This is a genomic window from Chryseobacterium carnipullorum (assembly GCF_003815695.1).
In the GTDB taxonomy this organism is placed as follows: domain Bacteria; phylum Bacteroidota; class Bacteroidia; order Flavobacteriales; family Weeksellaceae; genus Chryseobacterium; species Chryseobacterium carnipullorum.
Window position 1 is genome coordinate 2,804,560 of record NZ_CP033920.1, and the last position, 25,535, is coordinate 2,830,094.

At 38.8% G+C, this 25,535-nt stretch carries 26 protein-coding genes; 25 read left to right on the top strand and 1 reads right to left on the bottom strand.

Annotation, left to right across the window (positions count from 1 at the left end; genetic code table 11):
• The first annotated feature begins 23 nt into the window (after window positions 1–23).
• The 7 genes from EG346_RS12805 to EG346_RS12835 all read left to right on the top strand — a co-directional run bounded on the left by EG346_RS12805 (window position 24) and on the right by EG346_RS12835 (window position 8,219).
• Window positions 24–1,376 carry a hypothetical protein gene (locus EG346_RS12805; RefSeq protein ID WP_123879067.1) on the top strand — a complete coding sequence of 451 codons (1,353 nt, stop codon included), beginning with the start codon at window positions 24–26 and terminating at the stop codon, window positions 1,374–1,376.
• A gap of 369 nt (window positions 1,377–1,745) precedes the next feature.
• Window positions 1,746–2,888 (top strand): AAA family ATPase, encoded by a 1,143-nt coding sequence (locus tag EG346_RS12810; protein WP_228425870.1) that lies wholly within the window; start codon window positions 1,746–1,748, stop codon window positions 2,886–2,888.
• Window positions 2,889–2,891: 3 nt separating this feature from the next.
• Window positions 2,892–5,372 (top strand): S8 family peptidase, encoded by a 2,481-nt coding sequence (locus EG346_RS12815; protein WP_123879071.1) that lies wholly within the window; start codon window positions 2,892–2,894, stop codon window positions 5,370–5,372.
• A gap of 27 nt (window positions 5,373–5,399) precedes the next feature.
• Window positions 5,400–5,645 carry a DUF2188 domain-containing protein gene (locus EG346_RS12820; RefSeq protein ID WP_078704232.1) on the top strand — a complete coding sequence of 82 codons (246 nt, stop codon included), beginning with the start codon at window positions 5,400–5,402 and terminating at the stop codon, window positions 5,643–5,645.
• Window positions 5,646–5,961: 316 nt separating this feature from the next.
• Window positions 5,962–6,663 carry a multiubiquitin domain-containing protein gene (locus EG346_RS12825; protein WP_123879073.1) on the top strand — a complete coding sequence of 234 codons (702 nt, stop codon included), beginning with the start codon at window positions 5,962–5,964 and terminating at the stop codon, window positions 6,661–6,663.
• Window positions 6,638–7,816 carry a ThiF family adenylyltransferase gene (locus EG346_RS12830; protein ID WP_055134006.1) on the top strand — a complete coding sequence of 393 codons (1,179 nt, stop codon included), beginning with the start codon at window positions 6,638–6,640 and terminating at the stop codon, window positions 7,814–7,816. Before EG346_RS12825 ends, EG346_RS12830 begins: the two co-directional genes overlap by 26 nt.
• The gene (locus EG346_RS12835) at window positions 7,803–8,219 is read left to right on the top strand and encodes a ubiquitination-like system serine protease family protein (protein ID WP_228429325.1); all 417 of its coding nucleotides are present in this window, start codon (window positions 7,803–7,805) and stop codon (window positions 8,217–8,219) included. The genes EG346_RS12830 and EG346_RS12835 overlap by 14 nt, the downstream gene beginning before the upstream one ends.
• A gap of 86 nt (window positions 8,220–8,305) precedes the next feature.
• Here EG346_RS12835 and EG346_RS12840 read toward each other — a convergent pair whose 3' ends face one another.
• Window positions 8,306–9,442, bottom strand: coding sequence for a DUF3800 domain-containing protein (locus EG346_RS12840; protein WP_120181098.1), 1,137 nt, complete (start codon window positions 9,440–9,442; stop codon window positions 8,306–8,308).
• Window positions 9,443–9,623: 181 nt separating this feature from the next.
• Here EG346_RS12840 and EG346_RS12845 point away from each other — a divergent pair, with 181 nt between their 5' ends.
• The 18 genes from EG346_RS12845 to EG346_RS12930 all read left to right on the top strand — a co-directional run bounded on the left by EG346_RS12845 (window position 9,624) and on the right by EG346_RS12930 (window position 25,421).
• Window positions 9,624–9,929, top strand: coding sequence for a DUF4134 domain-containing protein (locus EG346_RS12845; RefSeq protein WP_026706465.1), 306 nt, complete (start codon window positions 9,624–9,626; stop codon window positions 9,927–9,929).
• A gap of 11 nt (window positions 9,930–9,940) precedes the next feature.
• Window positions 9,941–10,273 (top strand): DUF4133 domain-containing protein, encoded by a 333-nt coding sequence (locus EG346_RS12850; protein ID WP_078704236.1) that lies wholly within the window; start codon window positions 9,941–9,943, stop codon window positions 10,271–10,273.
• A complete protein-coding gene (locus tag EG346_RS12855) occupies window positions 10,270–12,774 on the top strand; it encodes a TraG family conjugative transposon ATPase (RefSeq protein ID WP_123879075.1) in 2,505 nt (834 codons plus the stop codon). Before EG346_RS12850 ends, EG346_RS12855 begins: the two co-directional genes overlap by 4 nt.
• Window positions 12,775–12,800: 26 nt before the next feature.
• Window positions 12,801–13,433, top strand: coding sequence for a DUF4141 domain-containing protein (locus EG346_RS12860; RefSeq protein WP_019974899.1), 633 nt, complete (start codon window positions 12,801–12,803; stop codon window positions 13,431–13,433).
• A 2-nt stretch (window positions 13,434–13,435) separates the two neighbouring features.
• Window positions 13,436–14,431 (top strand): conjugative transposon protein TraJ, encoded by a 996-nt coding sequence (traJ, locus tag EG346_RS12865; protein WP_055133012.1) that lies wholly within the window; start codon window positions 13,436–13,438, stop codon window positions 14,429–14,431.
• Between the two features lie 21 nt (window positions 14,432–14,452).
• Window positions 14,453–15,076 (top strand): conjugative transposon protein TraK, encoded by a 624-nt coding sequence (gene traK / locus EG346_RS12870; RefSeq protein WP_026357463.1) that lies wholly within the window; start codon window positions 14,453–14,455, stop codon window positions 15,074–15,076.
• Between the two features lie 12 nt (window positions 15,077–15,088).
• Window positions 15,089–15,517 carry a hypothetical protein gene (locus EG346_RS12875; protein WP_055133013.1) on the top strand — a complete coding sequence of 143 codons (429 nt, stop codon included), beginning with the start codon at window positions 15,089–15,091 and terminating at the stop codon, window positions 15,515–15,517.
• A gap of 19 nt (window positions 15,518–15,536) precedes the next feature.
• The gene (locus tag EG346_RS12880; RefSeq protein ID WP_019974903.1) at window positions 15,537–15,824 is read left to right on the top strand and encodes a hypothetical protein; all 288 of its coding nucleotides are present in this window, start codon (window positions 15,537–15,539) and stop codon (window positions 15,822–15,824) included.
• Window positions 15,811–17,151 carry a conjugative transposon protein TraM gene (gene traM / locus EG346_RS12885; protein ID WP_123879077.1) on the top strand — a complete coding sequence of 447 codons (1,341 nt, stop codon included), beginning with the start codon at window positions 15,811–15,813 and terminating at the stop codon, window positions 17,149–17,151. The genes EG346_RS12880 and traM overlap by 14 nt, the downstream gene beginning before the upstream one ends.
• Before the next feature lie 24 nt (window positions 17,152–17,175).
• Complete coding sequence (gene traN, locus EG346_RS12890; RefSeq protein ID WP_078704242.1) at window positions 17,176–18,069, top strand: conjugative transposon protein TraN; 894 nt, start codon at window positions 17,176–17,178, stop codon at window positions 18,067–18,069.
• A gap of 20 nt (window positions 18,070–18,089) precedes the next feature.
• Window positions 18,090–18,650, top strand: coding sequence for a conjugal transfer protein TraO (locus EG346_RS12895; protein ID WP_123879079.1), 561 nt, complete (start codon window positions 18,090–18,092; stop codon window positions 18,648–18,650).
• 12 nt (window positions 18,651–18,662) lie between these two features.
• Window positions 18,663–19,112, top strand: a complete 450-nt coding sequence (locus EG346_RS12900) for a DUF3872 domain-containing protein (protein ID WP_078704244.1) — start codon at window positions 18,663–18,665, stop codon at window positions 19,110–19,112.
• A gap of 106 nt (window positions 19,113–19,218) precedes the next feature.
• Window positions 19,219–19,491 (top strand): molybdenum ABC transporter permease, encoded by a 273-nt coding sequence (locus EG346_RS12905; protein WP_113264901.1) that lies wholly within the window; start codon window positions 19,219–19,221, stop codon window positions 19,489–19,491.
• A 209-nt stretch (window positions 19,492–19,700) separates the two neighbouring features.
• Entirely contained in the window at window positions 19,701–21,263 is a 1,563-nt protein-coding gene (locus tag EG346_RS12910) for a P-loop NTPase family protein (protein WP_123879081.1), read from the top strand.
• 177 nt (window positions 21,264–21,440) lie between these two features.
• Window positions 21,441–23,018: an IS21 family transposase gene (istA, locus tag EG346_RS12915; protein WP_228429327.1), complete on the top strand. Its 1,578-nt coding sequence runs from the start codon at window positions 21,441–21,443 to the stop codon at window positions 23,016–23,018.
• A gap of 56 nt (window positions 23,019–23,074) precedes the next feature.
• Entirely contained in the window at window positions 23,075–23,791 is a 717-nt protein-coding gene (gene istB / locus EG346_RS12920; protein WP_076350964.1) for an IS21-like element helper ATPase IstB, read from the top strand.
• A 215-nt stretch (window positions 23,792–24,006) separates the two neighbouring features.
• A complete protein-coding gene (locus EG346_RS12925; protein ID WP_123879083.1) occupies window positions 24,007–24,444 on the top strand; it encodes a hypothetical protein in 438 nt (145 codons plus the stop codon).
• Between the two features lie 2 nt (window positions 24,445–24,446).
• The gene (locus tag EG346_RS12930) at window positions 24,447–25,421 is read left to right on the top strand and encodes an HNH endonuclease (protein WP_078704247.1); all 975 of its coding nucleotides are present in this window, start codon (window positions 24,447–24,449) and stop codon (window positions 25,419–25,421) included.
• Window positions 25,422–25,535 lie beyond the last annotated feature (114 nt).

Here is a 25,535-nt window from a genome sequence, read left to right on the forward strand (position 1 = left end):
TTTGTCTTTTAAAATAAGAAAATATGGAAAATGGATTGCCAAATACTAATATAGAACCGGGCAGTTTGCTTGATCTGCATTTGAATAAAGGCATACTACCTACTATTGATATTGCAGGTCATACATTCTATGTGGATTTACGCATGAACAAACTACGGCCAAAGGACGACTTTATATCCAAAGGCATAGACTTTACTGAAATAAAAGACTACTATGATCGTGACAGACGGGCATTTGTTATTCCCTATAATCCAACAAAACGCGAATTTCAACAGGACGATGTTTCTAAAATGACCGAACTGCCTACTGATATTATCATAGTGCAGTTTCCCAATCAGTATGAATTGGATATAGTGGGATGGAATAGAAAGCATGATAATAGCCTAACTGATCAGGATGTGAAACAAATGCACTTTGAAGCGCGTACCCTGCCGTGGATAGATACCAATGTGATTGAGCATATAAAACGTAATGTCGCTGAACAGCTACAACCAAAAGAAGAATATATTGTCAACCAACCAAAGGACAATCTGTATAAGATACCCACGGATACACAAAGGGGACTTCCGACACATAAAGTATTCGGAACAGAATTTATAGTGGATGTAAATCAATTGGAACTCCGTGAAAAAGCCAATCCGAAAAATGTAATTTCTCTATCCGATATGGAAGAAAAAGCAGTACAAGGTTACAGATTTTGGTATAGCCCAAACACTAAGGGCTTGACAACGTACGCCGAACCGGGAGCAAAATTGGCAGAGATACCTGACTTTGTAAAACTTGACCCGATCGGAATGGCAAAAAAGCATAACATTTCAGAAGACAAAATCGATGCTATGGACGATTTCAAACTAATGGTTGATCAGGATGCGTTCGATAAAATTGCTTACAAAGGTATTATTCCAACGATAGATATTGCGGGGCATACCTTCTATATTGACTTATTCAATGACAAATTGCACCCTAAAGATGATATCTGGTCACGGGGCATCATCTTTTCCGAACTCAAACATTATTATTCGTACAAAGACGACACCTATACAATTCCGTTCAATCAAGGGACATATACCTTTCAGGAAGTGAGCCTCAATGTCAAGGAGATTCCCAAAGACCTTATTGTTGTACAAATTCCCGGCAAACGTACCCTTGACCCAATTGGGCAGAATAAGACAAGTGACCTGAATACTTCGGACTATTTAAAAAAAAATGGAGTGCAACTGCAATTTGAAGCCAAAGTAATACCGTGGCATCAGACCCGTTTTGCGGAAACTGTAAAGCGTAACAATGGACAAGAAATTAAAACTGAGCAAAAAAAATCCACTAGTACAAAGCAAGAGGAAAGTGAATTCAGCAAAAGAAAAGGTCGCAGAATGTGAATTCAGCATGCTAAAAAGCTAGCTATTGGGCAGTTACCTTTTCTTTGAAACTGAAGTTTATTCTTTTGTTTTGTGGAAAATGATTTTGGAGAATTTTGACATTGGGAGTTTGTTTGATAGCAAGCTCCCTTTTCTATTTGCAATGCTCCCCATTTATTAATATTCATGAAACATACTCACTTTCATGTCGTTAAACTTATTTTTAATAGAAAATAGAAACTAAAATCTTTTTTTGGAAATTTATATTAAAAAATGGAAATAAAAATCTTGTTTTAGAAATTTATTACTATATTTGCATTTATAACTTAAGAAACAAATAAGCAAATGCTCAAATATTTCAGTATAGTACAAGCTCTAAGCAGATCCGCATTGGCAACGCCGAATGAAGCTGTCACGCATCAAATTAGAAGATTAAAAGAAAGTCTGGAAAAAGATGGGTTTGCTAAAGAGGCAAAGTCATTGGAGGCTTTGTTGACTGCTTCTGAATCATCGCTTGACATGTCTCCAAGTAAAATCCAAAGATCTTTCGTTGTTTTAAAAGGCGAGGAAGTAACTCCTAAGACATCGATCCCTGTAGATAAGGAGACATCAACACCATTGGCAGAGATTTTTTTCCCTGATGATCTACCAGAAAAAGCCCCAATGTTTGATGGTAATATCCAGCTTGCTATTCACTCAATTGTAAATGAATGGAGTAAATTCGATCAACTTTTAGAAATTAATGCTACCCCTGCTAGTTCCTGCTTAATTTATGGTGCGCCAGGAACTGGTAAAACACATTTAGCAAAATGGATTGCAAAACAAATTGGACTACCTGTAGTACTGGCAAGGTTAGAAGGGCTTATGTCTTCGTATTTAGGAACTACATCTCGAAATATTGGTAATCTGTTCGCTTTTGCTAATAGGTATAAATGCATCTTACTTCTTGATGAGTTTGATGCAATTGCTAAACTCCGTAACGATCCACAGGAGGTTGGTGAAGTAAAAAGAGTAGTCAATACGTTGTTGCAAAGTCTAGATTCGCGTCATGAAAAAGGTTTTACCATTGGTGTAACCAACCATGAAAGTCTTCTTGATCCCGCTATTTGGAGAAGGTTTGATATACAGGTTGAAATTCCTAAACCTTCTCCCGAAGTAATGATTCAATTACTCAAGAATTTTATTACGCCTTTAGAATTTAATGAAAGTGAGATTAAATTTTTAGCATGGTGCCTTGATGGTTCATCAGGTGCTGATGCAGAAATGCTTTCGAAATGGCTAAAGAGAGCTTTTGTCTTAGAAAAGAAAAGCAATATCGTAGAAGTAATGAAGCAATTTGCTGTGCTCAACTCTGGAAGGGTAGACACAAAAAAGAGAAATGTTATGGTTCACAGTGATGAAGATTTTATAAACATGCTGTTAAACGATAAGGTTTACTCTTTTAAACAGAAAAATCTGGCATCATTGTTCGGAATGACCCCGTCAACTTTGAGTAAGCAGCTATCGAAATTTAAAGATTCTGAAAAAATATAAGTTATGGCAAATAGTCCTGTTCAAATAGTATTAAATAGCGATGCTTTTATCGAGGCATTAGAAAATAATGGAGGCGGTGGTTCTAAAGACTTTTTTGCCGGAAATGATACTGAATTCATCGAGCATCGAGATAATATTCAAAATCAGCTTAGTGAGATAAAGAGCATGCAATTGGTAAATAGTTTTGCTAAGGTTTCTTATGCGAAAGTTACATTAAAGCAAACGGCATTAGCAAAAAGTCATCGTCCAACTTCACAAGTTTTTAAAAGGGATGTTGCTCCTATAATTGGAGCTGGAGATTTGGGAGAATTATTTGTCGAACTGACGCCAGAAAGTATTGATAAAATAAATACTAAAGTTGGACAGGCTGAACCCGAAACAAGATATAAAGAAAAGAATGGGAAGAATGAACCTAATCCTTCAAGATTAAGAAGTGAAGTCGGTGCAATTGAAGGAATTAGCCCATATACTGCAAGTGACAAAAGAAATTTTTCTGTTAAAGAAGCCGTAAAATGGCTATCTAATCCTCAAACTGGCGGTTCGTATATGGTAGAATTGTTTGAAGCTCCTCCGGCGAGGCAAGATTGGGATTTACTAAGTAAATACAAATTCGATTTGTTTGATAGCTTTTTTGGAGGGCTAACCATTTTAGGCACAGGCTTATTTGTGTCAAGAATTACTACCGGTCAAGGCTCATCTGTTGTGTTTGGTGTCAAATTAGAAAAAACCGATTCAACTCCCGTAATACAGCTTTACTCATCATCAACAGCAGGCAAATCAGGAGAGAAAAAATCTATTGACCTAAACTTGGAGAGACATAACGAATTATTAGAATATTTGGGAAATCATCCATTGGTAAAAAAAGTTACTCTTCCTCCTATCATTACACAAAGCTCAACTGTCAAGTCTCAGGTCAAAGGTGAAAACTTTACTGTTCTTGCTCCTGATCATAAAGGCTCATATCCAAAAATATGCGTTGTAGACGGAGGTGTTTCAGATGTTTATGGTGACTGGATAGAAGATCGTTGGGGATTAATTAGCAGCATGGACAAAGACGAAAATCACGGTACTTTTATAGCTGGATTAGCAATATTTGGCCAACAATTAAATGGAAAGGCTATTTGCAGGGAAATTGATGGTTGTAAAATTATAGATCTTGATATATTACCTCGTGCTGATAGATATAGCTCGTACTATTCAAAACCTCTAGAATTTTTTAATGAACTTGAAACTGCTGTTCAGGAATTAAAAGCTAGAACTGGAGTTCGAATATTTAATTTCAGCCTGAATATAGAAGAGCATGCATCAACTACAGGCTATAGCGTTCCTGCACAAATTTTGGACAAAATTGCAGAAGAAAACGATGTCGTTTTTGTTATTTCGGCGGGTAATACGCATCCTAGAGATATTAGAAAAGAATGGCCTGTGGATCATTTCGATGCATTAAAAATATTAGCTTCTTCGAGAAATGACGCTATTAAAAAACCAGCTGAAAGCTGTCGTAATATTAGTGTTTCAGCTTTAAACCCTCCGCATCTTGAAGGTGTTGTTCCTTATGCTCTAAGCAGTTACAGTTGTCGAGGACCTGGACTACGAGTAGGACTCAAACCTGATTTTGCTCATATTGGTGGTTCTGGGACTAGTCACCCAACTTTAGGACATGGTCTTCTATCTTTAGACCCAACGAGTAATATTGTAGATGGTTGCGGAACTAGTTACGCAGCTCCTAATGTAGCAAAGACTTTAGCAAGTCTTGATCATTCGATTGAAGGTATAGTTTCAAGGGAAACACTAATCGCTCTTGGAATCCATCATGCTGTATTGCCAGAGTCCCTCAACGACAAAAATTTGAGAAATGTCTCCAAACACTTGATTGGATTCGGTATGCCGGATGGTTCTGAAGACATTTTGAACGGAAATTCATCTGCAATAACATTAGTATTTGCAAACCGAGCCATAAGTGGCCATAAAATGAGTTTTAAATTTTCATGGCCGTCAAGTTTAGTAAGGGATGGTAAATGCTTTGGGCACGCAAAACTCACCATTGTAAGCACTCCAAGATTTGATTACAGATTTGGATCTGAGTTTGTCAGAATAAATATCGACGCAGCTCTGAGACAGCTACAAAATAATGGTAACTATAAAGGAAGGTTGAATGCAATTTATACGCCAGAAGATGGTGACGGAAGTTTATATGAGAAAGATCAGATTGAACATTCTTTCAAATGGAGTCCAGTGAAAGTTTATGAAAAAACTTTCCCCCGAGGAGTTGGACCATCGACAGAATGGAAACTAGATGTAGAGTACTTGTCAAGAGATGGTGTAACTATACCAGCTGCGGGTGTACCATTTACAGCAATACTAACAATTTCAGATCCTAATAGTGAGAAACCAGTATTTAATGACATGCGACAAATGCTACAGTCGCTTGGAGTCCAGGCGGTTGACATCAAAACTGCAGCTCGAATTATACCAAGAGTTTAATTTAAGAATTTAAAAAAACATATAATTATGGCAAATTACCATGTAACACAAAAAAAAGGGCAAGACGGATGGAATGTCCAGAAGGAAGGCGGCAAGAAAGCTTCAGCAATTGCCAGTACTCAAAAGCAAGCTGAACAACTAGCAAAACAGTTTTCATCAAATAATGGCGGAGGAGAAGTTAGAATACATCGCCCAAATGGTGGACCAATTAGAGATAGTGACACTGTTAAACCCGGAAACGATCCAAAATCAGTAAAAGACACAAAATTTTAATGAGAAAGAGGCGGGTAAGAAAATAAAAAACCAGGCGAAAATCACCTGGCTTGATTCCTTAAAGGAAACAAAAGCCCTTGCAAGGCTCTTGGTAGTAATGTTTTTGCACTTCAAAACTACCTCCTTTATTTGAAATAAACAAGCTTTTCGTGATTTTAAACCTCCTGCCGGTACAATTCAGGTAGTGGGGCTTGGTATTAATAGTATAAAATTTCAATTGCATCAGAATTAAACTATCGCAGGGTACGCCCTATTTATTGCCGAAATGATAAGCAATAAGCAATTAAATATTAATTAATATCAATTTAAATTCAAGATGAATTCAAATAAACATGAAGGGGAATCACATTCCCAAAATCCAAAAGCACCTCTAACATTTGTAATAGAAGGTAAAGAGTATGAAGCCTTTGACCAGTACAAAACAGGAGCAGAATTAAAACAGCTTGCTGGGATACCTTTAGATACCGAGTTGTTTTTGTCAATTAGCAAACCTTATCAGGATGAGCTTATTGAAAATGAGAAACAAGTTAACTTGGCTCGACCTGAAACCGAGTATTTCTTTGTAAAGAAAAAGCTTCAGTTTTTCATTAATTACAAGCCCTTTACTTGGTATAAGCAATACATCAGAGGTGCTCAAATCAGAGAACTGGGTAATATACCTGTTGAAGATGATATCTTCCTTGACATCAAGGAAGGTTGGCAAGACGATCAAATATTAGATGATGAAGTCGTTGATTTAGCTCGTCCGGGTAAAGAGAAGTTTTTCTCTAAGCCTAGACCAACGGAGTTTACAATCATTGTGAATGCTCGTCCACATACTTGGAAAGAAGCACACATCTCTTTTGAGCAGTTGGTTGTGTTGGCTTTCGGATCATACGATAATAACCCAAACAAGGGTTATACGGTTACTTATAGCAGAGGTTGGGAACCAAAACCGGAAGGCACAATGGTTAAAGGTTCGATTGTTCGTGTAAAAAATAAAATGATCTTCGATGTCACAGCAACTGATAAATCATAGTCCTGACCTTAAACGTCTAAGAGACGAAGGTTATGAGATCGAGGTACGTGGTGGATATTTACTTATCCATCATATACCCTTTGTAGATCAAAACAATCAAATCCAATATGGAATATTGGTAACTACGCTTACATTAAGTTGTAATGAACGAACGGGAACTCCGGATAACCATGTTATACATTTTATTGGGGATAACCCCTGTGAAATTGATGGTACAGTCATTACAGCAATCCAGCATAGCAATACTACTTCTGTACTAAACCATCAGGTTACGGTAAACAGATCTTTTTCAAATAAGCCTGCTGCTGGATATCCGAACTACTATGAAAAAGTCAAGAGGTATGCAGACATCATTTCCGCACCTGCTAAATATCTGGACCCTTCAGTTACGGAAAAGACTTTTAAGGTCATACCGGACAGTGGTAATGAAACAGTATTTGAATATATTGACACCAATTCCAGCCGCGCAAACATCGAAATGATTAATGCAAAGTTAGAAAGGCAGAAAATAGCAATTATTGGGCTGGGCGGTACTGGAGCATATATTCTGGATTTGGTAGCTAAAACTCCGGTAAAAGAAATCCATATATACGATGGGGACACCTTTGACCAGCACAATGCTTTCCGTTCTCCCGGTGCAGCGTCAATGAATGATCTGTACGAAAACCCGAGAAAGGTGTCTTATTATCAAAAGTTGTATTCAAACATGCGCAAGTATATCCATGGGCATGACTACTATGTAAAGAAAGAGAACTTACAAGAGTTGGATCAAATGGATTATGTATTTGTATGTGTAGACAAGAATGCCGTAAGGAAGATAATAACGGATTATTTGGTAAGTGTAGATGTCGCTTTTTCCGATGTAGGTCTAGGGGTTAACGTAGTTGATGATAAACTTACAGGTGCTGTAAGGGTTACTTCTGCTTCTCGTGATAAAAATGATCATCTGCCCCTCCGCATTTTTTCGGAAGACTCTGATAATAATGAATACGCTACCAACATTCAGGTAGCTGAACTGAATGCATTAAATGCTGTTTTTGCTATCCTGAAATGGAAGAAGTTATCTGGAATTTATGTTGATCTGGAAAATGAATATCACAGCTCATATTCCATTAGTGTGTCTAAAATTTTCAATGAGGATGTTACACCATAAATTTGTTGAGTTCATTCCTGAAAAGGTTGAGGAGGGCGTTTTGTATGTATCAATAGAATACTGTACTGCAATACACAAATGTGTATGCGGATGCGGTAATGAAGTGGTGACCCCGTTATCTCCGACAGATTGGAAACTGACTTTTAACGGTAAAGCAGTTACGCTTCACCCCTCTATAGGCAATTGGAATTTTGAATGTCAGTCCCACTACTGGATAAGGAACAATAAAGTTGAGTTTGCTGGTCGTTGGACAGAAAGAGAAATCCATTTAGGTAGAGAAAACGATCTAAAACATAAAGAAGAATATTTTGAAATGCCAGATATTCCAAAAAAAGAACCTGTTGTTCAAGAAATCCCTAAACTTACTATTTGGCAGAAAATCTCCAAACTCTTTCGATTGTAGAACTTTAATTTTATCTCTATAAAGCCGAGGGTAATTCTTCGGCTTTATTTTTATAATTGACCTTAGGTTATCTGATACTAATTAGGTTATTTCCCAGAAATAATCTCGCATAACTCTCCAAATTTCATTACCTCTTCATAACTATCTGTTGCGTGCAGAAAGGCGGGGTTTTTCTGGTCTGATTTAATAATAATATCAATAAATAACTTCATATTTTCTAATTGTAAAGCTGAGAAAGAGTCGATATCCGCTTTAATTTCTTCCATATTGTGTGTATTCCTGTAATTGGTATATTTACCCATGAAACCAACGAAAATATCAGATAGTTGTGTCAAACGGCTATCCTGAGAATCAACAAAAGAATAGTTTTTAAACTCTACTCCTTTATCTAGGATTCTATACTCATTCAAAGCTTCTCGGATGGAATCCTCATTATCGAATATATGAGTTGAATTCTTGAAAGTGTAGATGGGTCTAAGATAAAAATGTGTCAGATCTGCCAGCAGAACATAATCTTTTTCATCCATAACAAAAGCTAGTTCGCCTTTCTTTTTAGACTCTTTCAATATCTGCCGTAACGATTCCAACCCAAAATTAAATTCAGGTAACTCAAGATATGCTTCAAAAAGACTACTCAATGCTTCTATGAAATCAACAATTTTCTCAGGTTTAACATTAGGATATTCGAAAGCATAAAAAAGTTGAACGACAGCATCTATTTCAAGACGACAGAGTTTGTACAGGTCATTCTTCATTCGATTGTCAAATCCAGGTCCTAATTGCATAGCTGCGTCCGAATTCATTATCGCAGAATCTACAATATCCACTACAGACCAGTACAGAATATTTAAGCTTGAATAATGGACATAAAGATCGTTATCTTTTAAAAAGCGAAAGAAGAGATTTAACTTCTGGGATTTGAGACAATCAAGAAAATCTCCAAATGCGATATGTTTGAATTTAACTTCCTTGGCTGTTTTTTGCAATTTAAAGCTATCTATCAAAGGTTGTACATCTGACACTGCTCCCTGATGTAGAAGTCCGCCCAAAACAAAGTTAGCTGTAAACGTATAATTGAAATCGTTTTCTTTTACATAGAACGTTTTGATATTATTGGTTTCATCATAATAAAATATATATGGTGTTGTAAAATCAACTCTTGGATTGAGTAATCGGGCAAATTGATTAGCAGCTTCTATTTCTGCTATTTCAAAATCAATCATATTGTTAGCATATTAAAAATAAATAAGTGACTAAGTTATAAAAACACCTCTTACAAAGCCACTCACCGCCAAACAATTCCTCTGACTGCCACTTTGTTAGACCGCCTCATTTTCTGAAACACTTTTGTACCTAAAGCTCACAAGGTGTGGGATAACAGTAACAAATTTATGTGTTTCAATTATGGAAAAACAAAGAAAAAAAGTTTTGCTGGCAGCCGTGGCTATGCTGTCAGGAATTGGTGCTTTCGCACAGGGAAACGGTACAGCAGGTATCAACGAGGCTACCCAAATGGTAACGTCGTATTTCGACCCCGCAACCCAATTAATTTACGCCATCGGTGCAGTGGTCGGGCTAATAGGAGGTGTTAAGGTGTACAACAAATTCAGTTCGGGCGACCCCGATACATCCAAAACTGCGGCGAGCTGGTTCGGTGCGTGTATCTTCTTGATTGTTGCAGCTACCATCCTGCGTTCATTCTTTCTTTAATCCTTTGCTTTATGAACAGTTACAACATAAACAAAGGCATCGGAAGAACGGTGGAATTTAAAGGATTGAAAGCACAATATCTGTTCATCTTCGCTGGCGGACTTCTCGGTACGCTTATCCTGGTGATGATACTGTATATGGCAGGAGTAAACTCTTACATCTGCCTAATACTTGGAGCTGGCGGTGCTTCCCTAATCGTGTGGCAGACCTTTTCACTGAACAGAAAGTATGGCGAACACGGACTGATGAAGATAGCCGCCAATAAAAGGCATCCCCGCTACATCATCTGTCGCAAGCCTGTAAACCGCTATTTGAAATTCACTTCTAAACAGAATGCCGTATGAGAAATGTAGCAAAGACCACCACATTGGAAAGCAAGTTTCCTTTGCTGGCAGTAGAAAACAACTGCATTCTTTCCAAAGATGCAGACATTACCGCCTGCTTTGAGGTTCGTTTGCCGGAACTGTTTACCGTAGCTTCGGCAGAATACGAAGCCATTCATTCTGCCTGGCACAAGGCCATCAAGACCTTGCCAGATTTTACCGTGGTCCACAAGCAGGATTGGTACATCAAGGAAAATTATGCTCCGGATCTATCACAGGAAGACCAAAGTTTTTTGGCTAAATCCTACCAACGCCATTTCAATGAGCGACCGTTCTTAAACCATTACTGCTACCTCTTTTTAACCAAGACAACCAAAGAGCGTATGCGTATGCAAAGTAATTTTTCATCGCTTTGCAAAGGTTCGCTGATACCAAAGGAAATCAGGAACAAGGAACCGATACACCGCTTTATGGAAGCGGTGACACAGTTTGAACGTATCGTAAACGATAGTGGTTTTATAACGCTGCAACGCCTTACCGAAGATGACATCATCGGAACTGACGAAAAGCAGGGATTACTGGAACAATACCTTACGCTATCGAGGGATGCGGGAACACCGATGCAGGACATCGCACTCGGAACAGAAGAAGTCCGTGTCGGGAACAAAAGGTTAAGCCTGCACACGCTTTCGGACACGGACGACCTACCCGGAACGGTATCTGCCGATACCCGTTTTGAAAAGCTATCTACCGACCGTAGCGACTGCCGTTTGTCATTCGCCGCACCGGTGGGCTTGCTGTTAAGCTGTAACCATATCTACAACCAATATTTGTTTATAGACAACAGCGAAGACAACCTGCAAAAGTTTGAGAAATCCGCAAGGAATATGCACTCACTTGCTCGTTACAGCCGTGCCAATCAGATTAACAAAGAGTGGATAGAAAAATATCTGAACGAAGCCCACAGCTTTGGACTGTCTTCTGTTCGTGCTCACTTCAACATTATGGCGTGGTCGGATGACCCTGCGGAACTGAAACAGTTAAAGAACGATTGTGGTAGTGCGTTGGCACTGATGGAATGCAAACCACGCCACAACACTACGGATGTAGCCACATTGTATTGGGCTGGAATGCCTGGCAATGCAGGCGATTTTCCGAGTGAGGAAAGTTTTTACACTTTTATTGAACCTGCTTTGTGCTTATTCACAGAAGAAACCAATTACCACAATTCGCCATCGCCATTTGGCATCAAGATGGCCGACCGTTTGACCGGAAAGCCTATCCATTTAGATATTTCGGATTTACCGATGAAGCGTGGAATTATCACGAACAGGAACAAGTTCATACTTGGTCCCTCGGGAAGTGGTAAATCGTTCTTCACAAACCATATGGTACGGCAGTATTACGAGCAGGGAGCTCACGTATTGCTGGTAGATACAGGTAATTCGTATCAGGGTTTATGTGAACTCATCAAAGGAAAGACGAAAGGTGAAGACGGTGTGTACTTCACTTATACAGAAGACAATCCCATTGCCTTTAACCCTTTCTATACCGATGACGGCGTTTTCGACATTGAAAAGAGAGAAAGTGTCAAGACTTTGATACTCACACTCTGGAAACGTGATGATGAACCGCCAACCCGTTCAGAAGAAGTGGCTTTATCCAATGCGGTAAGTGGATATATCGAAAGAATAAAATCGGACGATGTTTACCCATCATTCAACGGCTTCTATGAGTATGTAAAAGGAGATTACCGTAAAGTATTGGAAGAGAAACAGGTAAGAGAAAAAGATTTTGACATTGCCAATTTTCTCAACGTACTGGAACCTTACTACAAAGGTGGCGAGTATGATTATTTACTGAACTCCGATAAGCAGTTAGACCTGCTTTCCAAACGCTTTATCGTGTTTGAAATTGATGCGATTAAAGACCACAAAATCCTCTTTCCCATAGTCACAATCATCATTATGGAAGTCTTCATCAACAAGATGCGTAGGCTGAAAGGTATCCGCAAACTCATTCTGATTGAAGAAGCGTGGAAAGCGATAGCGAAAGAGGGAATGGCAGAATACATAAAATACCTCTTTAAAACAGTTAGGAAATTCTTCGGAGAAGCGATTGTCGTTACACAAGAGGTCGATGATATTATCCAGTCGCCCATTGTGAAAGAAAGTATCATCAATAATTCCGATTGTAAAATACTCTTAGACCAACGTAAGTATATGAATAAATTCGATGACATACAGGCAATGTTGGGGCTTACAGATAAGGAAAAAGGTCAGGTACTTTCAATCAATATGAACAACGATGCAAGCCGACTGTACAAAGAGGTTTGGATTGGCTTAGGTGGTACGAACTCGGCAGTCTATGCCACCGAAGTTAGTTTGGAGGAATACCTCGCATACACGACAGAAGAAACCGAAAAAATGGAGGTAATGCAATTAGCTTCCGAATTGGACGGTAACGTAGAACTCGCCATTAAGCATATCGCAATGCAAAGGCGTGACAAAGCAAATCAATAGTCATTAACATTTTAAAATTCATAAAAATGAAAAAGTTCCTTTTTATGGTGTGTACGGCACTAATGCTCGCCGTAGCACCGTCCGCAAAAGCACAATGGGTAGTAACCGACCCCACAAATCTGGCATCGGGTATTCTCAACAGTGCGAATGAAATCGTACAGACTTCTTCCACGGTATCCAATGTAATTAAAAATTTCAAGGAAGTGGAAAAGGTGTATAAACAGGGTAAGGAGTATTACGACAAGCTACAAGCTGTAAATAATCTTGTAAAAGATGCACGTAAGGTACAGCAGACTGTATTGCTTGTCGGTGACGTATCCGAAATGTATGTTACCAACTTCGGTAAGATGATGAACGACCCGAATTTTTCTGCACAGGAATTGGCAGCTATCAGCAATGGTTATTCGGCATTGCTGAATGAAAGTACCGAACTGCTGAAAGAACTCAAACAGATTGTAACCTCATCAAGCCTTTCGCTGAACGACAAAGAGCGTATGGATATTATTGATAGAGTGTACAAAGAAGTAAAGGAATACCACAGCTTGGTACGCTACTATACCAATAAGAATATCTCTGTAAGTATTCTAAGAGCAAAAAAGCAGAACAATACCAAAAGAGTGCTTGACCTCTATGGAACTCCTAACCAAAAATACTGGTAGTTATGGAATTTCAAAATCTTCACGAAGTCCTACGCTCATTATATGATGAGATGCTCCCACTGTCCGCCGATATGGCGGCAGTGGCTAAAGGGATAGCCGGATTGGGGGCTTTGTTCTATGTTGCCATAAAAGTATGGCAGGCTTTGAGCAGGGCTGAACCCATTGATATGTACCCCTTGCTCCGTCCTTTCGCTTTGGGGCTTTGCATTATGTTTTTCCCAACTATCGTATTGGGAACAATCAATGCCGTGTTAAGTCCGGTGGTACAGGGTACTCACACAATCCTCGAAAATCAGGTGCTTGACCTCAACGATTTGCAGGCGAAAAAAGACCTGTTGGAACGGGAAGCTATGCTACGAAATCCTGAAACAGCCTATCTCGTATCAAATGAGGAATTTGATAAAAAGCTCGAAGAATTGGGCTGGTCGCCCGGCGATTTGATTACGATGTCGGGAATGTATATGGATAGGTTTGCCTACCAAACCGAACAAGCTATTAAGAATTGGTTTCGCAATCTGTTAGAGGTACTGTTTCAGGCGGCAGCTTTGGTTATTGATACCATAAGGACGTTCTTTCTCATCGTCCTGTCCATACTCGGGCCGATAGCCTTTGCGATAAGCGTGTGGGACGGTTTTCAGTCCACGCTCACGCAATGGCTGACCCGATACGTCAGCGTTTACCTGTGGTTGCCCGTGGCAGACCTGTTCAGCTCTATGCTTGCCAAAATACAATCCCTCATTATCGAAAAGGATATAGCAATGCTTGCCGACCCGACCTATATACCCGACACATCCAATACCGTGTACATCATCTTTATGATAATCGGTATCGTGGGTTACTTCACTATCCCAACGGTAACAGGCTGGATTATTCAGGCAGGCGGTGCAGGAAACTTTACCCGTAACGTAAACCAAGCGGCAATGAAAACCGGAAATATCGCCGGAGCAGGAACAGGTTCGGCTGTTGGAAATATCGGTGGCAGGTTAATGGGGAAATAAAAACAATCAAATCATTTAAAAATGGAATTTAAAACATTAAGAAATATCGAAAACAGTTTTAGGCAAATACGGCTGTATGCCATTGTATTTGCCGTTCTCTGCCTAAGCGTGGTAGGATTTTCACTTTGGAAATCTTACAGCTTTGCAGACGAACAACGCCAAAAAATCTATGTATTGGATAACGGCAAATCTTTGATGCTTGCCTTATCACAAGATGCGAGCATCAACCGACCTGTGGAAGCAAGGGAACACGTCAGACGTTTTCACGAGCTTTTTTTTACACTGGCACCCGATAAAAATGCTATCGAAAGCAATATGAGCAGGGCATTTAACCTTGCGGATAAAAGTGCTTTTGACTATTACAAAGACTTATCTGAAAAGGGTTATTACAGCAGGATTATTTCGGGGAATGTACAGCAACGCATTGAGGTGGATAGTGTCGTGTGCAATTTCGACACCTATCCGTATGCGGTGCGTACTTACGCCAAACAATTCATTATCCGTTCGAGCAACGTGACCAGGCGTAACCTGATTACTTCCTGCTATCTCGTGAACTCTGTCCGTTCGGACAACAACCCGCAAGGCTTCAACATCGAAAAGTTTGCAGTGATAGAAAACAGGGATATAGAAGTTATCGAACGCTAAAAAAACAATCTTATGGAAGCATTATCAGATTTAAACACGTTTGCAAAAATCCTTACCGATAAAGGATATAACGGCTATTTCCATACGCAGGGAGCGTATGCCGGAAAGTTGAAGAAAAGTATCGGCGAATACCTCGAAAACTGCCAAAAAGGTACAGATAGTTTGCCTAAACAGGACTTGTTGCTGACGGGCTACCTGCAATGGTCGGGCGAAGACAAGCCAAGTGTAGAATGCAGTATGTGGGTAAAATACCTGAACGGCAAATTCTCGCTCAACAGAATGGAGGTTACAAGGAAAGACCAATTTGGGCAACTGCTGAAAAAATCGGAACTGACAAACCTGTCTGTAATATCCGCACCCAAAGCGGTTGAGGCAGTCGCTTTGGTCAATGAAGAACCGAAGCAAAAGGCAGGTCAAAGTCCTAAGCGTTTCAAGCTATAACAACAGAAACAGTAAGGTTATGAAAAAACTAAGAGCAAATATGGACAGGTACTTTGACAAGCTGGACGAACGCTGGCGGGCATTGCCCTTGCGGAAACAGCACCAATACACACTTTACTTTTTTGTGGGGTATCTACTGCTTACGGCAGGGGTCATTTGCAAAGTATGGTACGATACCTCAAAGTCGGGTAACGATATGGTCATTGAGCATATCGAAAACCCTGTCCTCAAAAAAAGTGAAAGCCCTGCAAGATTGCAGGACACATTATCAACAATTCTAAAAAACAAGATTTATGAAAGAAAATGAGAACAAAAAGTCGGTTGTTCGGGTAACGGAAGGGAACCAGGCAGCAACCGCTGATGTACCGCAAGACGGTACACAGAACAAAGCCGAAAAGCTCAAAAAGCCGCTCATCTTTGGCTTAATGGGAATTGTCTTCGTAGGTTGTATGTACCTCATATTTAAACCATCCGCAGACAAAAAGGAAATCGAGAACATTGGGCTGAACGATGCAGTACCAGAAGCTACCGGAGCCGGAATGCCTGCCGACAAAGGCAAGGCGTACGAGCAGGAAATGCTGGAAAGCAAAGAACAGGAAAAGCGTAATGCTTTAACTACGCTTTCTGACTATTGGAATACCGAAGACAAAGAAGAACCGATTGCCGAACAACTTCCTGAAGAAGACCAAAGCAACAGCTATGGCAGAAATTTAGGAAGAAACAACAATCCTGGGTTGAACAGCTATCGAAATACCCAAAGTGCATTGAGTTCTTTTTATCAGGATGATAACTCGGAAACAATGGAGCTCCGCAGGCAACTGGACGAAATGAAAGAAAAGCTGGCTGAAAAAGATGTGCCACCCGTTGCTACTGTAGATGACCAACTTAAACTAATGGAGAAATCCTATGAAATGGCAGCAAAGTATCTGCCGAAAAATACGACTACTGAAAATGCAACACCTGCTAATGGTGCTATTCCGGGTGCTGTTAGTGCTGCGGGTACTAACCAAAAAGAGCATTTTGTATCGTTTACGCCTGCAAGAAAGAATGCCGTATCAGCCCTCTACCGTGAGCCTACGGACAGTGCTTTTTTAGCCGATTGGAGCGAAACAAGAAACCGAGGGTTTTATACTGCCGGTTCTACCCAGCAAGCGGTACAACCGAAAAACAGCATCAAAGCCTGCGTACACGATGCTCAAACAGTAGTTGGCGAAACGGGTGTGCGTTTACGATTGTTAGAGTCTGCCCAAACGCCACAACGTACCATTCCAAAAGGAACGATTGTAACGGCAAATGCCAAATTTCAGAATGGAAGGCTACAACTAAAAATTACCTCGATAGAACTGGAGGGCAATATCATTCCGGTAGATATAACAATTTACGATTTGGACGGGCAGCAAGGCTTATACGTTCCATATTCGCCCGAAATGAATGCCCTTACCGAAATGGCAGGCAATATGAGCCAGACAGGGGGTACAAGCGTAATGCTCACACAGAATGCCGGACAACAGGTTGCCGCAGATTTAAGCAAAGGAGTAGTACAGGGAATTTCGGGCTATTTCGCCAAAAAGGTAAGAACCCCAAAAGTTACGCTGAAAGCAGGACATCAGGTCTTTCTTGTGTCTAAAAAATAATGTTGAACTCAAATAAATAAAACAATGAAAAATCATTTAAAAACCTTTTGGGCTTTTGCCCTGATACTCGGCTTTGCCGTACAATCTTATGCACAGGACAGCATCAGAACTCCGCTTGCATTAGGCAAGATAGAACCTTACAAAATGGAAGTGACCTACGATAAGACTTCGCACCTGATTTTCCCGACTGCCATTCGTTACGTGGATTTGGGTAGCGAATACCTGATTGCAGGGAAAGCGGAAGATGCGGAAAACGTTTTGCGTGTAAAAGCAACGGTTAAGGATTTTGAAGCGGAAACCAATTTTTCAGTCATTACGAATGACGGACGTTTTTACAGTTTCAATGTGTATTACAGTTCCTATCCCGAAGCATTGAGTTATGACCTGCTTACGATGCAAAAGGCGGTGGATAAAGCCAACGGTAACGATGTGCTTTTTGAGGAATTGGGCAACAATTCTCCCTCGTTGGCAGGCTTGCTATTGGAAACCATTTACAAAAAGGATAAGCGTATTGTAAAGCATATCGGGGCTAAGAGTTTTGGTATACAGTTTATTCTTAAAGGCATTTACATACATAACGGCAAATACTATTTCCATACAGAATTAAGAAATAAAACTAATGTGCCTTTCGGGATTGATTTTATCAATTTCAAAGTAGTGGATAAAAAGGTAGCCAAACGTACCGTAGTACAGGAACGCCCGCTGATACCGTTACGCACTTACAAGCCATTGGACGAGATTGGTGGTAAATCGACCGAACAAAACGTGTTCCTGTTAGATCAATTTACCATTGCAGATGACAAGGTACTGCTGATTGAAATTTTCGAAAAAAACGGAGGCAGACATCAGACACTACAGATAGAAAATTCCGATTTAATCAAGGCTCGTTTGGTTAATGATATGCACCTAAAATTTTAATAACCCTTTAAAGCAATTATATGAAAAAGTATATCTATACCGTGATGCTCATCTTGATGGCCATCACGGTTACACAGGCACAAAGAATGCTTCCAAAACAGAAAGGATTGGAAATAAGTGCAGGCGTATTATCCGATGATAAAATCGGCAATGATTATTACCTCAACATCGGAATGACCGTGAACGGTAAAAATGGTACCTACCAGCTTTGGGCGTTGGAATACACGCACCAATACCACGATTATAAAGATCTCCGCATACCACAGGAAACCTTTACTGCCGAAGGTGGTTACAGCTTCTTCCTGCTGGGCGATGTTCGTAAGAACATCACACTGAACTTCGGGATAACAGGCGTAGTCGGTTATGAAAGCATCAATCGTGGCGAAGCGATGTTGTATGACGGAGCAAAGATTTTGAGCGAGGACAATTTCATCTACGGAGCAGGCGGTCGCCTCACATTTGAAATATACCTGTCCGACCGATTTGTGTTAGTTCTTCAAGGGCGTACAAAGGTTTTATGGGGTACGGATTTGCAACAGTTCCGACCATCCGCAGGTGTGGGATTAAGGTTTAATTTTTAAAACGTAAAAACGATGATAGCAATCTTCAATAAATTCAGAATAGCATTACTGCCTATATATGTAATGCTGGCAATCCTAACAGCTTCGGTTTCTCTGGTATCTTGTAGCAAAGACGATGAACTCGAAATACAGAACGATTTTCCTTTTGAAGTAAACGTGATGCCAGTTCCCAAAGATGTAGCCAACGGGCAGACTGTAGAAATACGCATTACCATACAACGTAAAGGGAATTACAGCAACACGCAGTATTTTCTCCGTTACTTTCAGTTTGACGGACAGGGAACGTTGCAATACTACGATGAACCGCCATACCTGCCGAACGATTTATACCCCTTACCGACAGAGCAGTTTCGCTTGTATTACACTTCAACATCTGCCGTGTCACAGTCCTTTGAGGTTTGGATTTCGGACAGCTTCGGAAACGAAAAGCAGATAAGTTTTCAGTTTAACAGTAGTGATTAGTATAGTATCAAAAAGAAGTCCTGCCGCAAAAGCAGGATTTCTTTTTTTGGAGTGATCGAAGCTAAATTTTTGTAAATTTAAAAGGTGAATTTAAAGTGTTTTTGTTATGATCGCATCATTGATAATAGGCATCATATTTTTGGTTGCAGGCTTGGGACTTCGCTACTGGATTAATCGGCGAAAGTTTTACAGGCGTGGTCCTATGGGAGCAGAAGGATTTTCATCTTATGAAAGTTCGGTTATCATTAAACTGCTTGAAAAATTTGGTAAGTGGGTAGCTTATGCACTGATTATTTTTGGGCTGTTATCGCTTTGGGTTTATTCTCGTGAGAAAAAAGAAATGGAAAAGCAGAAGGTAGCAGTGGAAAGTATTCGGTAGAACAATAATTGAAACTCATCAAACAGCAATTATTCAAATTTATATAGTAGATGGTATAGATATTACGAGTTTTCGGTAAAAATATAAAGCTAATTGAGCAAATCTAGCACTTTTATAGTACCAGAATGATTAATTAAACCTTTATGATCTCACTGTAGAGGAAAAAATAATGTAATTTAGATCACTAATAATTACAATTATGGTACAGAATGAGTAACAAAGAAAACTTCAAAATTATAGCTATTAATGTTGGTAAAATGCTACCAACCAAAGACACTCGTAAAAATTCTTTATTGACTTTAGATGCTTCAAAAAATTTAAAAAACAATCAAATTTACCAATTCCGAAATGAGTATCAATTTCGGAAAAATGACTTTTCAGAGGTAGAATACATACCTAAAACAGATGTCAATTTATATGAACTAAAAACCTCAATAAATAATATTCCAATTAACATTAATGCTGTTGTAGGTGGAAACGGTTCAGGTAAAAGTACTTTAATAGAATTAATATACTGGGCAAATTACAATATTGGAAGTATTCTAAATTTATTAGAAGATGAGAACCGTAGAAAACGGAAACCTTTTAAATTTTTAGATTTTGAACTTTTGTATTCTGTTGATTTGAACACTCTAATAAATGTTGTTTTTAAAGAAGGTAATGTTTATCAACAAACCTATAAACGAAACAACAATAAGTTTGTCGCGAATGTTTCAAAGCAAGAGATTAAAAGCATTGATGACTTAAAACAGTTCTTTTATACGATAGTTGTTAATTACTCTCATTTTGCTTTGAACTCTTTAGAAATTGGAGATTGGATTAATCCTTTATTTCACAAAAACGATGGATATCAAACACCTATTGTATTAAATCCAATGCGAACCGATGGTATTATTGACATCAATAAAGAAAAATATTTGCTCACAAGAAGATTATTAGCCAATCTTCTTGAACCTATAACCGAAGGGCAAGAAGAAAACAGTTTACGCAATATTGCAAACAATAAAATTGCATCTGCTTTGGAACTGTCATACAATCCTAATCCTAATGCAACCCTAGAAGAGCCCATAGATTCAACAGTAAGAGAAAAATTAATTGAAGCCTTTCAGCAACATTTTGAATTTCAAATAACAGAACAACAACTTAATAATGATTTATTTGTGAATGTTACACTTTCGTACATTCATAAGAAGCTCATTAAAATGGCTTTTTCTGATTATAAAATATTCAAAAGATATAGAGAACCGAAAGAAAGAAATATAAAAAATATAAATGCGTATATCAGGAGAATAAAAGAAAGTGACAGTCACGCCGTTTTCAAAGTAAAAGGAGCTATTCTTTACTTAAAATATTATCAGACCTTGTTACCCAATCTCGATTTAAAAAAACCTTTCAGTTTAGAAATTGATGGATTGTCAAAAACGATACAGGAGATACAGAAAAAAGAATCATTTATGGTGAATACCTTTATGATGTCACCTCCTTCTTTTTTCTACATTAACATAGTCCCAAAAGATGGTTCTTCATTTGGTTCTTTAAGTTCTGGAGAAAAACAAAAAATACATAGTATTAGTTCTATTGTATATCATCTTATTAACCTCAATTCTGTTGAACAGCTAAAGGAAGAAAAAGCAGAAGAGTCCGAAAAAATAATTCATTACAACTATATCAACATCATATTAGACGAAATAGAACTTTATTATCACCCTGAATGGCAAAGGACATATATTGTGGATATACTGGAGCATATTGACCCCTCAAAATCGAATTAATTTTAGGGATGCATATTGCGTTTAATGCCCATATTCAACTGCCATACTGGCTCATGTTGACCCCCTAAATTCATTATTAGTTCATTGTGCTGGAGCATGCTGACCCCTTTGCGAGTAGTTTTTGTTACTTAGTGATCAAACAATTTTGGATCACTGATGGCTGGAAAACCAAAACAAATGAGTCAGATAAAGCAATTAATTAGATTGTATCAGAGCGGCAGTGGAATAAAAACGATTGCCCGCATTCTTGGAATGAGTAAGAATACAGTTCGGTCTTACCTGAAAAAGATGGCCGATGGCGGGTTCAATACCGAAGAACTGCTTAAGCAAGAGGACCCTTTATTAGAAAAATCTTTTCATTCAGGTAATCCTGCATATAAGGCAGATAAGTTTGAATACCTGAAGAGCCGTCTTGATTATTACGAAAAAGAACTTAAGCGTACCGGGGTCACCAAACAGTTGCTCTGGCAAGAGTATATTGAGAGCGACCCCACCGGTTATAGCTATCCACAGTTCACATACCACCTAAGGCAACAGCTTGTCTCCAGAAAAGGCAGCATGGTGATGGAACACATCGCTGGCGACAAACTGTATATTGACTTTTCTGGAAAGAAACTCCATTATATCGATCGGTCCACAGGTGAACTGATTGCCTGTGAAGTTTTTGTTGCCTGTCTTCCTTTCTCAGATTACGCGTTTGCCATCGCCGTACGCTCTCAACAAACTCCCGACTTTCTTTACGCGCTGAGCTGTTGCCTGGAGGCTATGGGAGGTGTACCAAAAGCCATTGTTCCCGATAACCTAAAAGCAGCAGTGATCAAAGCAGATAAATATGAACCAGTCCTGAACCAATCCATGGAAGACTTTGCCAACCATTACGGCACAGTTGTAGTCCCGGCCCGTTCAGCTCGTCCTAAGGATAAGTCGCTGGTAGAAAACCAGGTAAAAATGATTTATAGCCGCGTATTTGCACCCCTTCGAAACCAGCAGTTCTTCGATATACATGCACTTAATCAAGCTATAAACACCTGTATGGTAAAGCATAACCAGACGCGCATGCAACAAAAACCATATTGCCGAGAAGAGCGTTTCTTAAGTGCAGAAAAGTCTACACTGGATGAGCTTCCAAGTGAGCGATTCGAGTTAAAGTACTACGCAGAACTCAAAGTAGGAAACAATGGCCATATCTACCTGCAGCGCAACAAACACTATTACAGTGTCCCATTTACCTACATCGGAATGAAAGTGAAGCTTATCTATACGCGTACTATGGTATCGATCTATTGTCAAGGAAAACAGATCGCTGTGCATATACGGAGTTATAGGGAAAATGCCTATACCACTGTTGCAGAACACTTAAAGTCCGAACATCAGGCCTACAAGAAACGAAGTCATGAGACCTATTTAGCCCGAGCTAGAGAGCACTCACCAGAATTCCATGAGCTTATGCAAGTTCTTTTTAAGCGAGCCCGCTACCCTGAACAGTTATACCGTACCTGCGACGGTCTATTCAAGTTAAAGCGGGACTTTCCAGTAGAGGAGTTTGATAAAGCATGTAAGTATGTTCTAAAAAACAAGCTTTACACTTACTATTTCTTTAAGAACGTACTTGAAAACGGCATCGCTAACAGCGAAGAAGAACCGTTGGTAAAAGACGCATTGCCAGAACATGCCAATATACGAGGTAGAGCATATTATGCAAGTAGCCAGCCGACACACTTTGATCAACCAAAGGACGGATTGGGTGCGCAATGACCAAGAAATAGCAGAATGAACATAATGAACATAATACATGATATAAATACACTAAAATGAACATTGAAACACAAATGAGAGCGTTACGCCTACACGGTATGGAACGTAACTGGAAAGCTCTGAACGAAACACGCCGGAGCACTGAACTCACTCTTTCTGAAGGGTTAACCCTATTGTTGCAGGCAGAAGCAGATGAAAGGGACGAAAAGCGGTTTGACCGCCTTAAGCAGAATGCGGGGTTCCGCTATCAGGCTTCAATAGAAGAGATAAACATGGTAGCTACCAGAGGGTTGGATAAGGGAATGATCACTGCCCTAGCTACGGGCGAGTACATCAAAAAAGGAGATCCGATACTGATCAGTGGCGCTACAGGCTGCGGGAAGAGTTTTCTAGCCTCTGCCTTAGGTCATCAAGCTTGTGCACAAGGTTATAAGGTACTGTACTTTAATCTGCAAAAGCTACTTCTAAAGACGAAAATGGCTCGTTTGGAAGGTACGCTACATAAGTTAATGGATAAAATATCAAAAACAGACCTTCTTATTATTGACGATTTCGGCCTGGTAAACCTAGACCAGCATCAAAGATTGGACATGATGGAAATAATTGAAGATAGACATGCTAAGGCATCTACAGTGATTGCAAGCCAGCTACCGGTTGCAAGTTGGTATGATGTAATTGGAGAAGATACAATTGCGGATGCAATACTCGATAGGCTAATTCATGGCTCATATAGAATTGAGTTAAAAGGCGAAAGTCTAAGAAAAAAGAAGTAATATTGTCAGGTCATCAGTTGGACTGAAGAAATCCTAAACAGAGGGGTCAGTATGTCCAGCAGAGGGGTCAATATCACCATTATATCCATATTGCTGATCTATTAGATTATATTGGTAAAATTAATCCTGAAAATTTAAAACACATTAAAGGATTAAACATAACATTTTTAACGCACTCCCCATATATTTTATCAGACATTCCGAATGCTTTTGTTTTGAAATTAATCAAAGGAGAGCCTTATATAGAAGGCAACGAAACCTTTGGCGCAAATGTACACGACCTCTTAGCAAATGACTTTTTTATGCAAAAGGGGTTTATGGGGGAATGGGCAAAAAGTCAAATAAAATTGGTTATTGAAAGTCTCACATTGAAGATTAACAATAAAAAGATAGAATCGCTCAACGGTCTATTAAATGAAGAGACCGAAAAAAATAAAATTGCTATAATAAAAGGTGAGATTAAATCTATTGAAATTGAAAATTCTAGGTACAAAGAGATAGATCAAAGTCAATGCTCTTCTATTATATCAATAGTTGGTGAACCAGTTTTGTATAATAGTTTAATGGAACTGTACAGTCAAGCATTTCCAAATGATGAAACTAATTTCATTCAATCACAAATTGACAAGCTAACTAAACTATTAAACAAATAATCATGATTTCGTTACATATAAATAAAGCAAAAAGTGTTCAGGAATTTTTTAAAGTAGAAATAGAAGAACAAAGAAGTTCTGCACTGCAAAAACTTCAGGCAATTAACGCAAACATATTTGATCAAGCTGAACAAACTTACCTTAACAACGTCATTACTCAATTTCAAGATATTTCATTTTTAACAAAAAGCCCTTTAGAAATAGAAGCTATCAAAGGAATGGTTGGGTCATTGCCTGCAAATTCCCGTTTTGAGACGGTTAATGGAGTACTCAAGCCCATGAAAAAACAACTAACTCATTTTATTCAAAATGCCCTTAACTATACAAATTGCCGAGATAAATTTTATCCAAAATATTTCAGAAAGATTGGAATAAAATCTTGTGTTTATTGTAATTCTCAATTAACTGTTGTTATCACTAAAAAGAACAACGAAATTGACGCAAGACTCGAAGTTGACCACCACTATCCTAAAAGTGATTTTCCGTTTTTAAGCATTTCGTTATTTAATTTATATCCCTGTTGTGCTTCTTGTAACAAAAGAAAAAGTTCTACACCAATCAATTTTTTTCTTTATACAGATATCACATCAAAACTATCAAAATCCGATTATAACTTTAAAATCACTAAGTCTTCCGAATGTGATTATTTAGTGACGAAAGATGCTGAAAGCATTGAAATTCTATTTAATGATGTATCTACAACAGTAGCTGGTCATCAATCGCTACAAAATATGTTCAGTATAAAAGAAATTCACGATACTCAAAAGGATATTATAGCAGAATTGATTGTCAAAAACCAAATTTATAATGAAAGTTTCAAAGACATTCTTCAAAAGAGCTTTTCAAAATTATCATTAAGTCAAAATGATTTTGATAGAGTAATTGTAGGTAATTATACCAAAGAAAAAGATATCCATAAAAGACCATTTAGCAAAATGACAATGGACATTGCTAAACAATTGGGGCTGATTAAATAAAACGCATTGTAAACAAAATTGAATCCTAGTTTTAAGCCAAACACTTCCTTTCAAAGCCAATCAATACCACAACTGCCAAAACTGCATTAAGCCTCTTTAATTTAGACTTCCACG

Excerpts from the sequence above, each read along its gene's own strand:
- EG346_RS12805 (WP_123879067.1), top strand. The coding sequence starts at position 24 with ATGGAAAATGGATTGCCAAATACTAATATAGAACCGGGCAGTTTGCTT.
- EG346_RS12815 (WP_123879071.1), top strand. The coding sequence starts at position 2,892 with ATGGCAAATAGTCCTGTTCAAATAGTATTAAATAGCGATGCTTTTATC.
- EG346_RS12820 (WP_078704232.1), top strand. The coding sequence starts at position 5,400 with ATGGCAAATTACCATGTAACACAAAAAAAAGGGCAAGACGGATGGAAT.
- EG346_RS12825 (WP_123879073.1), top strand. The coding sequence starts at position 5,962 with ATGAATTCAAATAAACATGAAGGGGAATCACATTCCCAAAATCCAAAA.
- EG346_RS12830 (WP_055134006.1), top strand. The coding sequence starts at position 6,638 with ATGTCACAGCAACTGATAAATCATAGTCCTGACCTTAAACGTCTAAGA.
- EG346_RS12835 (WP_228429325.1), top strand. The coding sequence starts at position 7,803 with ATGTTACACCATAAATTTGTTGAGTTCATTCCTGAAAAGGTTGAGGAG.
- EG346_RS12840 (WP_120181098.1), bottom strand. The coding sequence starts at position 9,442 with ATGATTGATTTTGAAATAGCAGAAATAGAAGCTGCTAATCAATTTGCC.
- EG346_RS12845 (WP_026706465.1), top strand. The coding sequence starts at position 9,624 with ATGGAAAAACAAAGAAAAAAAGTTTTGCTGGCAGCCGTGGCTATGCTG.
- EG346_RS12850 (WP_078704236.1), top strand. The coding sequence starts at position 9,941 with ATGAACAGTTACAACATAAACAAAGGCATCGGAAGAACGGTGGAATTT.
- EG346_RS12855 (WP_123879075.1), top strand. The coding sequence starts at position 10,270 with ATGAGAAATGTAGCAAAGACCACCACATTGGAAAGCAAGTTTCCTTTG.
- EG346_RS12860 (WP_019974899.1), top strand. The coding sequence starts at position 12,801 with ATGAAAAAGTTCCTTTTTATGGTGTGTACGGCACTAATGCTCGCCGTA.
- traJ (WP_055133012.1), top strand. The coding sequence starts at position 13,436 with ATGGAATTTCAAAATCTTCACGAAGTCCTACGCTCATTATATGATGAG.
- traK (WP_026357463.1), top strand. The coding sequence starts at position 14,453 with ATGGAATTTAAAACATTAAGAAATATCGAAAACAGTTTTAGGCAAATA.
- EG346_RS12875 (WP_055133013.1), top strand. The coding sequence starts at position 15,089 with ATGGAAGCATTATCAGATTTAAACACGTTTGCAAAAATCCTTACCGAT.
- EG346_RS12880 (WP_019974903.1), top strand. The coding sequence starts at position 15,537 with ATGAAAAAACTAAGAGCAAATATGGACAGGTACTTTGACAAGCTGGAC.
- traM (WP_123879077.1), top strand. The coding sequence starts at position 15,811 with ATGAAAGAAAATGAGAACAAAAAGTCGGTTGTTCGGGTAACGGAAGGG.
- traN (WP_078704242.1), top strand. The coding sequence starts at position 17,176 with ATGAAAAATCATTTAAAAACCTTTTGGGCTTTTGCCCTGATACTCGGC.
- EG346_RS12895 (WP_123879079.1), top strand. The coding sequence starts at position 18,090 with ATGAAAAAGTATATCTATACCGTGATGCTCATCTTGATGGCCATCACG.
- EG346_RS12900 (WP_078704244.1), top strand. The coding sequence starts at position 18,663 with ATGATAGCAATCTTCAATAAATTCAGAATAGCATTACTGCCTATATAT.
- EG346_RS12905 (WP_113264901.1), top strand. The coding sequence starts at position 19,219 with ATGATCGCATCATTGATAATAGGCATCATATTTTTGGTTGCAGGCTTG.
- EG346_RS12910 (WP_123879081.1), top strand. The coding sequence starts at position 19,701 with ATGAGTAACAAAGAAAACTTCAAAATTATAGCTATTAATGTTGGTAAA.
- istA (WP_228429327.1), top strand. The coding sequence starts at position 21,441 with ATGAGTCAGATAAAGCAATTAATTAGATTGTATCAGAGCGGCAGTGGA.
- istB (WP_076350964.1), top strand. The coding sequence starts at position 23,075 with ATGAACATTGAAACACAAATGAGAGCGTTACGCCTACACGGTATGGAA.
- EG346_RS12930 (WP_078704247.1), top strand. The coding sequence starts at position 24,447 with ATGATTTCGTTACATATAAATAAAGCAAAAAGTGTTCAGGAATTTTTT.